Annotated in this window: 9 protein-coding genes; 2 read left to right on the top strand and 7 right to left on the bottom strand. The window is 35.9% G+C overall.

Annotated elements, in window-relative coordinates:
- Nucleotides 1-188 precede the first annotated feature (188 nt).
- A complete protein-coding gene (locus BGI23_RS11420) occupies nt 189-1,382 on the top strand; it encodes a S8 family peptidase (protein WP_070805968.1) in 1,194 nt (397 codons plus the stop codon).
- A gap of 100 nt (nt 1,383-1,482) precedes the next feature.
- Here the strand turns inward: BGI23_RS11420 and BGI23_RS11415 are convergent, their stop codons facing one another.
- Together BGI23_RS11415 and BGI23_RS11410 are read right to left on the bottom strand one after the other, a co-directional pair.
- On the bottom strand, nt 1,483-2,007 hold the full coding sequence (locus tag BGI23_RS11415; RefSeq protein ID WP_070805967.1) for a DinB family protein: 525 nt from the start codon (nt 2,005-2,007) through the stop codon (nt 1,483-1,485).
- Nucleotides 2,008-2,021: 14 nt separating this feature from the next.
- Nucleotides 2,022-2,789 carry a DUF3891 family protein gene (locus BGI23_RS11410; RefSeq protein WP_070805966.1) on the bottom strand — a complete coding sequence of 256 codons (768 nt, stop codon included), beginning with the start codon at nt 2,787-2,789 and terminating at the stop codon, nt 2,022-2,024.
- A gap of 205 nt (nt 2,790-2,994) precedes the next feature.
- Here BGI23_RS11410 and BGI23_RS11405 point away from each other — a divergent pair, with 205 nt between their 5' ends.
- Complete coding sequence (locus tag BGI23_RS11405) at nt 2,995-3,267, top strand: HU family DNA-binding protein (RefSeq protein WP_001043907.1); 273 nt, start codon at nt 2,995-2,997, stop codon at nt 3,265-3,267.
- A gap of 37 nt (nt 3,268-3,304) precedes the next feature.
- On the opposite strand, the gene BGI23_RS11400 is transcribed toward BGI23_RS11405, so the two are convergent.
- Genes BGI23_RS11400 through BGI23_RS11380 form a run of 5 tightly spaced genes read right to left on the bottom strand, consistent with a single transcriptional unit; the run spans nt 3,305 to nt 13,512 of the window.
- Complete coding sequence (locus BGI23_RS11400) at nt 3,305-3,847, bottom strand: hypothetical protein (protein WP_000959146.1); 543 nt, start codon at nt 3,845-3,847, stop codon at nt 3,305-3,307.
- 35 nt (nt 3,848-3,882) lie between these two features.
- Nucleotides 3,883-4,632 (bottom strand): 4'-phosphopantetheinyl transferase Sfp, encoded by a 750-nt coding sequence (gene sfp, locus BGI23_RS11395; protein ID WP_000572993.1) that lies wholly within the window; start codon nt 4,630-4,632, stop codon nt 3,883-3,885.
- A 59-nt stretch (nt 4,633-4,691) separates the two neighbouring features.
- Entirely contained in the window at nt 4,692-6,134 is a 1,443-nt protein-coding gene (locus BGI23_RS11390; protein WP_000644785.1) for an MDR family MFS transporter, read from the bottom strand.
- Nucleotides 6,134-6,358: an MbtH family protein gene (locus tag BGI23_RS11385; protein ID WP_000184076.1), complete on the bottom strand. Its 225-nt coding sequence runs from the start codon at nt 6,356-6,358 to the stop codon at nt 6,134-6,136. The genes BGI23_RS11390 and BGI23_RS11385 overlap by 1 nt, the downstream gene beginning before the upstream one ends.
- Complete coding sequence (locus BGI23_RS11380; RefSeq protein ID WP_070805965.1) at nt 6,355-13,512, bottom strand: amino acid adenylation domain-containing protein; 7,158 nt, start codon at nt 13,510-13,512, stop codon at nt 6,355-6,357. Before BGI23_RS11380 ends, BGI23_RS11385 begins: the two co-directional genes overlap by 4 nt.
- Nucleotides 13,513-13,526: the final 14 nt, after the last annotated feature.

Below are 13,526 nucleotides of genomic sequence, written 5' to 3'. Positions count from 1 at the left end.
TTCATCCCCTCTTTTACTTTATTACTATCATTAAAAATATATTTATATCAATGTTTACTCCTTTTTATTCCTCCAAAAGTTTTTCACATAAATGTCATAAATCGTATGGTCTAACTATATAGTTGAAAAGGAATGCGACATTAAAGTGTCGCTGAAAAACTCATCCAAGAAAAGGGAGGAAAAATCTTTTGAAAAACAAAATCATTGTTTTCCTATCTGTTTTGTCATTTATTATTGGTGGTTTCTTCTTTAACACGAATACTTCAAGCGCTGAAACATCATCTACTGATTACGTTCCTAACCAATTAATCGTTAAGTTCAAGCAAAATGCATCTTTAAGTAATGTGCAATCTTTTCATAAATCTGTCGGAGCTAATGTCTTATCTAAAGATGATAAGTTAGGTTTTGAAGTCGTTCAATTTTCAAAAGGTACTGTAAAAGAAAAAATAAAGAGTTATAAAAATAATCCAGATGTGGAATATGCGGAACCGAATTATTACGTTCACGCCTTTTGGACTCCAAACGACCCATATTATAAAAATCAATATGGATTACAAAAAATTCAAGCTCCACAAGCTTGGGATAGCCAACGAAGTGATCCTGGTGTAAAAGTAGCTATTATTGATACAGGAGTACAAGGTTCACACCCTGATTTATCTTCGAAAGTAATTTACGGGCATGATTATGTTGATAACGACAATGTTTCTGATGACGGTAATGGTCATGGTACACATTGCGCTGGAATTACTGGAGCACTTACGAATAACAGCGTCGGAATTGCTGGTGTTGCCCCACACACTTCAATTTATGCTGTCCGCGTATTAGATAATCAAGGAAGTGGGACTCTTGATGCTGTAGCGCAAGGTATTCGAGAAGCTGCTGATTCAGGTGCAAAAGTAATTAGTTTAAGTTTAGGAGCTCCAAATGGTGGGACTGCATTACAACAAGCTGTTCAATATGCATGGAATAAAGGCTCTGTTATTGTTGCGGCTGCTGGAAATGCTGGAAATACAAAAGCTAATTACCCTGCTTATTACAGCGAAGTAATTGCAGTTGCTTCTACAGATCAATCAGATAGAAAATCTTCATTTTCTACTTATGGTAGCTGGGTAGATGTTGCAGCACCAGGTTCAAATATATATTCCACATATAAAGGAAGCACGTATCAATCATTAAGTGGTACATCTATGGCAACACCCCACGTTGCAGGAGTCGCTGCTCTTTTAGCAAATCAAGGATATAGCAATACACAAATTCGCCAAATTATTGAGTCAACTACTGATAAAATTAGTGGTACAGGTACGTACTGGAAAAACGGTAGAGTCAATGCATATAAGGCTGTACAATATGCTAAGCAATTACAAGAAAATAAAGCCTCTTAAGAAATCAAGTGAAATTATAATCTGCCGTTCTACCATTCATGCAGGATAAAATAGAAGGAGAGACTTCTACAATGAAAGCCTCTCCTTCTTATAAATAATATTACTCTTCCTGCTTTTTAACCATATGTAAATACAATACAAAATCCATCATTGTCGACGAATGACCAAGTTGACGGATCATCGCTGTTATATTTCCTCTATGATATGTACCATGATTTACAACATGTTGTACTAACTCTAAAATTGAAGTTTCTAATTTTCCTACATATGGATTCTCGATAACAAATACAGCATTCACATCTTGTATTGTACTTAAAAAGTCTTTATATTGATTTGCCATGTTTTCAAATAATTTTTCTAATTCATGTAACGATTTGTTTTCCATTTGTTTTCGTAAATTTTCTCGGTCTTGTATTGCTTCGTTCATACTTTTACCATGCAATATGTGTAACCACACTTGATCTGTAATATAAATATGGGCAAACGTATCCTTGATTGATGGAAATACACTCTGCATCTGTTCAGTAAAAATCGTCTCATAGTTTGGTAATTCTTTTAGTCGATTGAATAATCGTAGATTAGCCCAAGCATGGTAATCCACTTGTTTTAACATGTACTCTTTCAATCGAAATCGCCTCCTTATTGTATGAAACGAATAGTTTGTTTCTTTATTTCTGATTCTCTATCAGCTTTTGCAATTCCTTTTTCTTCAATTTCTTGTCTATTTATAGTTTTATATTTTACATACGTATGAAATTCCGTTTGAAATGGAAACGGTGTAATCCGAATTGTTTCCTTGTCCACCCATTCAGCTTGTATAGGTTTCTCCTCCTTACTATTAAACATTTCTGTTCCTTCAAAACCATCTTTAAACAAATCAATTTCCTCTTCCTTTTCTACACCTGGTTTATTCATACAGACATATAAAGAAAGTTCATCGCAAAACTTTAATAATCTATAATGTTTATCGAACATCGCAAATTGTTCTTTTGTTAGCGTCGTCAATATTCTTTTTTGTCGTTCTAATTCCCCTGTATAAAATGACATCATCTCTTCATCTTCCTCATTTAATGGAAATGATAAAAAATGCTTACTACAAAGTAATGCTCCGTATGGATTGGAATCTTCAATTTCATTCAAACCAATCGTATAAAAGACAAAACGTAATGAACTTGGACAATCCATAAATGTATATGGGATATTTTTAGCATCATTTAAAATTGGTACTTTATCAAGTTCTATCCATCCTCTATCATGCTCATATATTGCATCAATTGTCTCTTTTAAATATGTGTCATCTTCAAAAAAATCTTCTTTTATATGCTTTGCAATCTCTCCAGCTAAAAAACCATGATCATGTTGACGAATTAATGTACTTTCTTTCTCATCCTTTTCACGAAAAATCATCCGTATACTCCCCCTCATCCTCATATTATAGCGTTTTGTATGCATCATTTCTTAATTAATCCCTAATTATTAGCAGGGATTCAGTTTCCTGCAACGAAATTAACATAACTATATAGCATTCTTTCTAACAATATAAAGAGCTTTATCTTTACTATCTATTATACTAAATCATTCATTCCAAAAAATTTTTTTATGAGGTGAAAACATGAACAAAACAGAATTAATTAAAAATGTCGCACAATCAGCTGATATTTCTCAAAAGGATGCTTCTGCAGCTGTACAATCTGTATTTGACACAATTGCTACTGCATTACAGTCTGGCGATAAAGTTCAATTAATCGGCTTTGGAACTTTTGAAGTGCGTGAAAGATCTGCTCGTACAGGACGTAATCCACAAACCGGCGAAGAAATTCAAATCGCTGCTGGTAAAGTTCCTGCATTTAAAGCAGGTAAAGAGTTAAAAGAAGCTGTGAAATAAACAAGAAACCAGCCATTTTATAGGCTGGTTTCTTGTTTTAATTTAGTAATTGCTTTATATTTTCTGCATGATACACCTCGCAAATATAAAATATGCATCTGCAGTTACTTACAATTTGATATTTTCTTGTTGGATACACATGCGCCGAAACAGAGCATCCATCGAACAATTCAATAATATTCCCAGAAGGCTGATATCCTTCATATAATACGTTCCTTCTTACTTCCATCTTTTCTATAAGTTTTTCAACTGGAATGTTTCCACTCTCTAGCTCCATCTTTATTGTATTTGGTAAAAACGAGGTATCCGCAAAAATGAGATTTTCAGATAATACTTTTCCTTTATAACCAACATTGGATACACGGTAAAGAAATGTTCCGTTTTTATTAAAGAAACTCTTTGCTTCTTTCGGGATATACTGTCTATCCAGCACCTCTTGTTCTAAAACATCAAACTGAACTGTATCATTCAATAACTTTTCTAAAGCATGAATAGATGATGTATCTCCAGAAAATAAAATATTTTTAATTGCTTGTACATTATAAGTGGATTCATTTGTTCTATTTTCCGCTACTAGCATGAGGAACACCTCTTCTATAAAGTATTTTATTAAACTTATTTATAATTTAAAAGCGCTACTGCATCCAGCTGTATGATTTCGGTGACTTCTTTACTACATATTGCAATTGAAGCTATATAATCTACACTTGGCCTTAAATCTCTCATCACTGTATTTTCTACTAACTCTTGTCTACCCTGAAAAACTAACAAGTTTGGAGGATCATTTGGAGCTGATATAGTAATATCCACTGGTGGAATCATTAGACCTTCACCTGTCGCTTTGAGCACAGCTTCCTTTCTAGTCCAATATGTTAAAAAACCTTCTATTTTTTGTTCATTAGGTAACTTCATAACTTGCGCTATTTCAATGCCGGTTAATACGCCTTCTGCCATTTTCATAACATCAACATCTAGATTCATTTGTTCAACATCAACGCCTACAGGTGCAGACTTTGTAAATGCAACTACAACCCACTCACCCGAATGTGAAACCGATAACTGCGGCATCCCCTCTGGTAATTGTGGTCTACCATGTTGTAACTTACATACTGGGCACATTCGATTAATTGGAACTTGAACTGGCGACATAGAAAGCATTTTACCTAGAACTAATCTACTAATTACACAGCCTATTATAAAACGGGCACGATCTGCCGAATGATGATATGAATTTGCTTTTTCTCGTTCAACATCATTTAGTAAATTGTAATGCCATGATTGTAAATCCGAAATCCTTCCCCACCATATTTGACAATCATTCTCATTCAAAATTGGTATAGAATCTACAACTTTACTTTCTATCATGTAAACTCTCTCCTTCTAAATACCCAATGTAGATTAATTCCAAAATACTATTACCAAACTTATTCATTGACAATTTCTTTCTCTTTTTGTAATACAGGTAACGGTTTTTTCTTCTTTTTTGACATTACCTCTTTATCAGAAATACGTAAAGAAAATAGTAATGCTACGAGTAAAAATATTGCTGATCCAATTAATGCTGCTTGATATGGCAATAAATCTGAATGAGTATTATGTTGTACACTGCTATTTCCAAAACCGGCTAGTATACTAGCTAAAACAGCAACTCCTATCGCTGAACCTAATCGATTTTGCACATTAAATATAGTAGTTGCTCTCCCCATAGAAGGCGGCGTTATATTGTTAAATGCAGAAAATTGAACTGCTCCAACTGATTGGCCTAAGAAAATACCTATGCCAAACAATAATACCCGTATTTGCCAAGGGTTCGTATCGTGATTTACAAAACTTAATAAAATAAAGATAATCGCCGTACAAATTAACCCTATAGAAATTACCTTACGAGCTCCTAATTTCTTATATGACCATGGTACGATCTGTGACGATATCATTAATCCAATGGCCTCTGGGAATGTAGTAAGGCCTGATTCCAGTGCGGATACCCCTATTACATTTTGATACATAAGCGGAAAAACAAATAACATTCCTAGTAAACCAGCTGAAGAAAACAATGAAATAAGACTCATTTTTCTAAAGACTGGTTCTTTTAATAAGTTTAAATCTAGCATCGGTTGCTTTACTTTAAGTTCTACAATGATAAACAGTGTAATAAATACAATCCCAGCTATTCCAGTACTTATAACCTCTGTAGAAATCCAGCCTCTTGATGGTCCTTGACTGAGCGCATAGATTAGCATCGAAAACCCTGGTGCTGAAAGAATAAAACCGAGAGAATCAAAGCGACCAGCTGATTTTTCAATATGCTCTTTTAAAAATAGTAGACCGAATAGCAATGCTATGATTCCGAACGGTACATTAATATAAAATGCCCAGTGCCAAGACATTTGATCTACAAAAAAGCCCCCAATAATTGGTCCTACTGCCGGTGCGACAGCAATTGGCAACACAATAAATCTTGAAATTTTCGGCCTTTCCTCCGGTGAAAATGTTCGGAATAACATCGCCATCCCAACTGGTGTTAAAAGCCCCCCTCCAGCACCTTGCATAATGCGAAAAAGATTCAATGAAGTAATATCGTTCGCTATTCCACATAATGCAGACGCAGTTGTAAATACGAAAAGAGCGGCTAGAAATACCCTTTTCGTACCGAAGCGATCTCCTAACCAACCAGAAATCGGAAGGAAAACGGCTAAGCTAACTAAATACCCAACATTAACAGTCCCCATTGCAGATGGAGGTACTTGTAATTCTTTACTTATTGTTTGGAGTGCTACATTCACAATTGTTGCATCCATCGCAGCCATAAACATCGCTGTTATATATACGATGCTTACAACTACTTTTGGATTTATTTTTGCCTTCATTATCGTTTTCCTACTAATATTTTTTCGCCAACTTCATTACTTTTTGGATTCAAATCTTCCCAGTTATTTTCAACATATTGTAAACAATCATTTCTACTAGCCTCTTCATGTACAATATTCCAACCAATAGGTACATCAAGAAAGATAGGCCAAAGAGAATACTGGCCCTCCTCATTTTTTAATACTCTATATGTGTAATTATCATTTTCAAATGGATTCGTCATACTGTACTTACCCCTTTCTTATTCTGCAAATATTTTGCTAATACTTGTCCAATTTCTGTAAGTGGTCCTGGTTGACATAAATCTTTATGTCTACAATCAATATCGTATTGCACAATTTGCCCATCTAAATAATTTAGCCACGTATTTGGAGAAATAGGAGTAAACCAGTCTGGTATAACAGTAGATCTAAAGAATAAAATATCTCCGTTATAAACTTTCGGTACATATTTCCCTAACAATCCTACTGAATTTACATATGTTTCTTTCAAGTTCAAAATCGTCTCTTCTTCAAGACTTGCTAATGCACTTCCATCTTTACGAAGGATTTCAACTGCACTTTCCATCGTAAGTGGTTTACCATCCATGTTATCTGGATCGTATCCCCCTAAAGCCAGTAATGCGATTAATGCTTCTTCTTCAGTAGGTGCTTCCGTATTCGGTAAAAAGTGACCAGGATAAGAATCTAGCATAACGAGTAAGTCTACTTCTTCCCCTTCATTTTGCAGTTGCGCCGCCATTGCATGCACAACATTTCCTCCAAGTGACCAACCGAGTAAACGATATGGTCCGTGAGGCTGTACTTCACGAACGTGTTTTAAATAATCCGCTGCCATTTCCTCTAAACTTTTTGGAAGTTCTTCATTTTTAGCGATACCACGTGCTTGGACACCGTAGATTGGATAATTTGTTCCTAAAGATTTCATAAGTCCTGCATAGCACCAACTTAATCCACCTGCTGGGTGTACACAAAATAGTGGCAATTGGTCTCCGCTTACTCGTAATGGAAGCAACACATCGAGTGCACTTTGTCCATTTCCCACTTCAAGTCTTTCAGCAAGACCTGCAACAGTAGGTGCTGCAAATAAAGTTCCGATATTTAATTCGATCCCAAGTGCTTCTTTAATACGGCTCATAAGCTGCACTGCAAGAAGTGAATGGCCACCTAGATCAAAGAATCCGTCATCAATTCCAATTTGCGGCACACTTAAAACTTCTGTAAACAAGTCACATAACATTTCTTCTTGCGGTGTTCTTGGCCCACGACTAGAAGCTGATGCGATAAATTCTGGAGCCGGCAATGCCTTTCTATCTAATTTACCGTTTGGAGTTAATGGCAACTCATTTACTACTACAAAAGCGTATGGAACCATGTAATCTGGTAAACTACTTCCAGCAAATTGGCGCATTTCATTCGTATCAATCATTTCATTATTTGATGCGACGATATAAGAAACTAATCGTTTATCCCCTGGTTGATCTTCCCGTACAATAACGGCTACTTGCTCAACTGTAGGGTGTTTCATTATGACTGCTTCTATTTCCCCTAATTCAATTCGGAATCCGCGAATTTTTATTTGATGATCTGCGCGTCCTATATAATCTAGCGTCCCATCTTGACGCCAACGTGCTAAGTCTCCAGTACGATACATTCTTGTACCCGGCTTGCCAAATGGATCTGCAATAAAACGTTCTGCAGTTAAACCTGCTCTTCCTAAATATCCACGAGCAAGCCCAGCACCTGCAACATACATTTCTCCAACTACTCCAGGTGGCACTGGTTGTAAATAATGATCTAATACGTATACTTTAAGGTCAGGTATACTGCACCCAATTAAACTATTTGCTCGTAAAGAAACGGTACTCTCATCTAGCTCAATATAACTAACATGTACTGTCGTCTCAGTAATACCGTACATATTAATAAGCTTCGGTGCGTTATGAGGATGTCGACTATACCAATCTTCTAATCGACTTAGCTCAAGTGCTTCACCTCCAAAAATAACATATCGTAAAGATAATTGTTGGCCAATCTCTTCATTTTCACGATCTGCTTGCATCAATTGATAGAACGCTGATGGAGTTTGGTTTAAAACAGTTACCTTTTCTTTAACAAGAAGCTGTAAAAATTCTTTCGGCGATCGACTTACAGTATGTGGAACTACAACTAAACGCCCTCCGTATAATAAAGGTCCCCAAATTTCCCAAACCGAGAAATCAAAAGCATATGAATGGAACATCGTCCACACATCGTTTCCATCAAACTGGAACCAATGATCAGTTGCTCCTAAAAGTCTTACTACATTTTGATGAGGTATCATAACGCCTTTCGGTCTACCTGTTGAACCTGATGTATAAATAACGTAAGCAATATGTGATGGAGTTAATGGCTTCACGCGCTCCATTTCATCAATATTGTCTTCACTATGTTTCTCAATTTCTTCTATTACTCTTACATTATCAACTAAAACTTTTAGTGCCTCATTACATTCAATTTCCACTTCTGAATTCGTTAAAACACATGATGGTTTCGCATCGTGTAGCATAAACGAAATACGGTCTGCTGGGTAATCTGGATCTAACGGAAGGTATCCAGCACCAGCTTTAAGAACAGCTAATAAGCTTACAACCATGTTTAATGATCTTGGCATCGCTAAAGCAACGAGTTGATCAGGACCAATTCCTTTTGCTATTAGGAATCGAGCTATTTTATTTGCTTTTCTATTTAACTCTTCATAAGTTAATTTCTTATTTTCAAAGACGACAGCAATAGCATTTGGATTAATATGAACCTGCTTTTCAAATAATTGTGGCAATGTCATGTCTGGTGCAATTTGAAAACCACCATTCCACTTTTCTAACACTGTATTTTTCTCTGCTAAAGTTAATATTTCTAATCTGCCAATGGATTGATCTGGATTTGTCGCCGCATCATCTAATAACAAAATGAATCGTTCTATTAGTTTTTGAACCGTTTCATGTTTATATAAATCGGTACTAAACTCTAGTAATCCATGTAAACCGTTCGGAGTACCATCAACCCCGTTACTCTCACTAATTTCAAATGTTAAATCAAACTTCGCAGAGCCAACACTTTGAATTTCAAGTCTCGCTTCTATATCCGGGACATCAAAGATTGCTTCTGGCGTATTTTGGAAAGCTAACATAACTTGAAATAGCGGATGACTATTTCGAGTACGCACCGGGTTTAACACTTCAACGAGTCGTTCAAATGGAACATCTTGATTTTCATAAGCTGCAAGATTTGCCTGCTTCACTCTATTTAATAATTCTTTAAAACTTGGATCTCCTGAAGTATTTGTACGTAACACTAATGTATTTACAAATAAACCAACAATATCTGAAAGTACATCATCATTTCTTCCAGCAATCGGACTTCCAATTGGTATATCAGTGCCTGCACCTAATCTTGTAAATAGCGCACTTAGTCCTGCTTGCAATACCATAAACAAACTAACTCCGTTTTTCCGTGCGAGCTCTACTAACCTACTATGCATACCTGCATCTATATGAAAATGAATTGTTTCTCCTCTGTAACTCGTTTCCATTGGACGCTGATAATCTGTAGGTAACTCCAATTGATCTGGTAATCCCTTTAACTCTTTCTTCCAAAAATCTAATTGTGTTGAAATGAGACTTTCTTGTGTAGTTTCACCCCCTAACAATTGCTGTTGCCAAAGTGCATAATCTGCGTATTGAACTGGAAGTGTTTCCAGCTGTACGCTGTCACCTTGACATCGTGCTTTATATGCCGTTGTAAAGTCTCTCGTTAACGGTTGTAATGACCAGCCATCCCCTACAATATGGTGCAATAGAATTAGCAATACATGTTCGTTTTCATTCACTGTAAATAGTTGCAAACGAACTGCTGGCTCAACATCAAGGTTAAAGCTATATCTTATCGCCTCCGCAAGTACACTTTCTAATTCATTTTTACATGTATTTGTTATAATCATTTCAAGATTTAAGTTTTCCATATGTAAAATTTCCTGATAGGAACTACCTAATACGTTAGGGAAAATTGTTCTCAGTGTTTCATGTTTCTCGACTACATCATAAAAGGCACCTTGTAATGCTCCCTCGTTCAACTTTCCAGACAAACGAATGACTAACGGAATATTATAAGTAGGACTTGGACCTTCTAAACAATGTAAGAACCATAATCTACGCTGTGCAAATGAAAGTGGAACTTCATTTGGCCTACTTACTTTCTTAATCGCTGGTCTTGCAGTTTTTGCTCGATCCAATTGTTTCGCTAATTCAGCAACAGTTGGCGATTCAAATAGTTTTCCAATTCCTAATTCGACACTTAACGTTTCACGAATTCTTGCCATTAAACGCGATGCAAGAAGCGAATGTCCACCCATTTCAAAGAAATTATCATCAATGCTAATGCGAGAAACACCAAGTACTTCTGCAAATAAATGACATAATATTTCTTCTTTCGGATTTCTAGCAACTCTCTCATTGTTCATGCCATTAAAATCAGGAGCAGGTAATTTCTTTCTATCAACCTTTCCATTTGGCGTTAATGGTAATTCTTCTAGCAATACAAATGCTGATGGCACCATATAATTCGCTAAACTTTCTGAAATATAAGAACGGATTTCTGAAAGATGAATCGTTTCCTTCTCTTCGGCAACAATATACGCAATGATTCGTTTATCATTTGGACGATCTTCTCGTACCATAACCACTGCTTGCTTAACATTTTCATGTCGTTGTATTACCATTTCAATTTCAGCTAATTCAATTCGGAAACCACGAATTTTAATTTGATGATCTGCGCGGTTCATGTACTCTAAAACACCATCACTGCGCCATTTTACTAGATCACCTGTACGGTACATGCGCTGCCCTGGTTTTCCATAAGGATTTGCAACAAACCGTTCAGCTGTTAACTCTGGTTTTCCTAAATATCCGCTTGCAAGTCCTTCCCCTGCAATATATAATTCACCAATAACTCCAGGTGGAACTGGTTGTAACCCTGCATCCAATACATACACTTCTGTATTGCAAATTGGCTTTCCGATAGGAGGTATCCCCTTTTCACTTTCATCAATGTTCATGAAGGTAGACCAAATCGTCGTTTCAGTTGGTCCATATAAATTAGTTATTGAGCAGCCTAATTCTCTTAATTTATTTGCTAAATGCCCTGGAAGAGCTTCACCACCAACGAGCACATTTAGCCCTTGTATCCTCTCTGGATATTCAGTTACTAACGCCTGCCAGAGCGTCGGTGTAGCTTGCATAATTGTCACTCTTTCTTCTTGTAACAGCGCCGTTAACGCCGAAGGTTCTTGAATTACCTCTTTTGGAGCAATTGTTATACTTGCACCGCTAATAAGAGGTAAATAAATTTCTAGAGCAGAAATATCGAACGCAAATGTTGTAACTGCTAATAAATGATCATGTTCATGTAACGAAAACTTTTGTTGCATAGCCATTAAAAAGTTACTTAAACCTTTCATAGGAACAATTACACCTTTTGGGTTACCCGTTGAGCCTGAAGTATATATTGTATAGGCTGGGTTTAAAAGTGATACATCATTCTTACATTCTATATTCATACGAGAATATGTCTGTAATGCTAGTTTCGTTTCTTCGTCATCTAATACAATTTTTTTCATATCATTTTCTATAACTAACTTAGATGAAACAGATGAATGTGTTATGATACAAACTGGTTTTGCATCATTTACTATATAATTGATTCGCTCGGCTGGATATTCTGGATCTATCGGTAAATACGCTGCACCAGCCTTTAAAACTGCTAGCATACTAACTATCATTTCCGTTGATCTTTGAAATACTAAAGCTACAAACTGATTTGGTCGTATTCCTTCTTCTACTAAATAATGTGCTAGTTCATTCGCTCGTTCATTTAGCTCTTTATACGTAAAGTTTACACCGTCACAAGTAATCGCTAGTTTATTTGGAGTTTTTTGCACTTGTTTTTCAAATGATATAGGTAGACTGATTAACTCATCGTCTTCCTTCGTTTTATTCCATTCCAATAAAACTTTATGATTTTCTTCAGGAAGAGTAATGTTTATGCTTCCAATCGACGCGTCTTTTTGATATGTACTTATCATTAATTCTAATACATTCATAAATCTCTCTTTATGCAGCGTTAGTTCCGCGCCATTATATACTTCCGGATTCGCATCAAAATGAATCATTAGCTCAGTTTCATCGAAACGTTTATAAACATTTATTGATAAATCATCGACAGGTCCGGCTGACAAATTATGTGTAATACCATGATTCCCAGCAAAGTTAAGCCCATAATCAAAAGGCATCACATTCACTAATGGCCCGAATAACCTTTGATTTTCGCCTAGTAACTTTAAATCTCTCCTTAATTCTTCATGACGATATTTATGATGACGACGTACGTCTCGGATTTCTTTAGAAACTTGCTGTAATAATTCTGCAAGAGTGATATTTGGAGTTACAGTGAGACGAAGTGGTACTAAATTCATTACCATGCTCGGTGTATAAATAGATGCTGAACCGAGACGCCCCATCATCGGTAAACCTAAAACAATATCATTTGCACCTGTTAATTTATGCATATATATACTTGTTACAGCGACAATAAATTCTGGCCAACTTGTTAAAGAAACATTAATATCTTCTAGTAAAGTTTTCGTACTAGAACTAGATAAATAAGCTGTTTCACGTAAAAATCCATTTGATGTTCTCGGTGCTCGTTCTGCCAAACTTACAACTTCTGGTTCATCCGCAAATTTTTCTAACCAAAAAGCACGATCTTCCTGAAATTGTTTAGACTCACGATATTCCATATCTTCTTGCACAACTTTTGCAAGAGAACCAAATGTCTTTTCATTCTTGTTTGTTTCTTCTATAAGTGATGTATACTCATTCGCTACCTTTTGGCTAAGAAGTGAAAATCCATAGCCATCCATCACAATGTGATGGATGCGCTGATACCAAAAGAAACGGTTATTTTCAACTTGAATAAGTGCTTCAGTAAATAAAGTATCTTTTTTCAAATTGACTGGCATAGATAAATCATTTTTCATCCATGCTTTAGCAGCCTCTTCAGGATTTTTTTCTTTACGAACGTCAATAAAATGCATATGAAACTGTGATTCTTCAATAACTTGCCATGGGCCAATTTCATCCTCTTCGAAGCGAACATGAAGTGCTTCTGCTTCCATTACAACTTTACGTACAGCTAATTCAAAAATGTCTTGATGAATATTTCCGTTTATTTCTACATATTCCCCAGTATTATAAATTGGATTAAGTGGATCTAATTTTTGCGCAAACCACATACCAGACTGCGCAGATGATAACGAATGACGAACCTTTTGACTATTAGGCATTCTTCACTACCCCT

The organism is Bacillus sp. ABP14 (assembly GCF_001831375.1).
GTDB classification, from domain to species: domain Bacteria; phylum Bacillota; class Bacilli; order Bacillales; family Bacillaceae_G; genus Bacillus_A; species Bacillus_A paranthracis.
This window is presented reverse-complemented; position numbering and strand designations above follow the sequence as displayed.

Coding starts and splice junctions, on each gene's coding strand:
- BGI23_RS11410 (WP_070805966.1), bottom strand. CDS start 2,789: ATGATTTTTCGTGAAAAGGATGAGAAAGAAAGTACATTAATTCGTCAA.
- BGI23_RS11405 (WP_001043907.1), top strand. CDS start 2,995: ATGAACAAAACAGAATTAATTAAAAATGTCGCACAATCAGCTGATATT.
- BGI23_RS11400 (WP_000959146.1), bottom strand. CDS start 3,847: ATGCTAGTAGCGGAAAATAGAACAAATGAATCCACTTATAATGTACAA.
- sfp (WP_000572993.1), bottom strand. CDS start 4,632: ATGATAGAAAGTAAAGTTGTAGATTCTATACCAATTTTGAATGAGAAT.
- BGI23_RS11390 (WP_000644785.1), bottom strand. CDS start 6,134: ATGAAGGCAAAAATAAATCCAAAAGTAGTTGTAAGCATCGTATATATA.
- BGI23_RS11385 (WP_000184076.1), bottom strand. CDS start 6,358: ATGACGAATCCATTTGAAAATGATAATTACACATATAGAGTATTAAAA.
- BGI23_RS11380 (WP_070805965.1), bottom strand. CDS start 13,512: ATGCCTAATAGTCAAAAGGTTCGTCATTCGTTATCATCTGCGCAGTCT.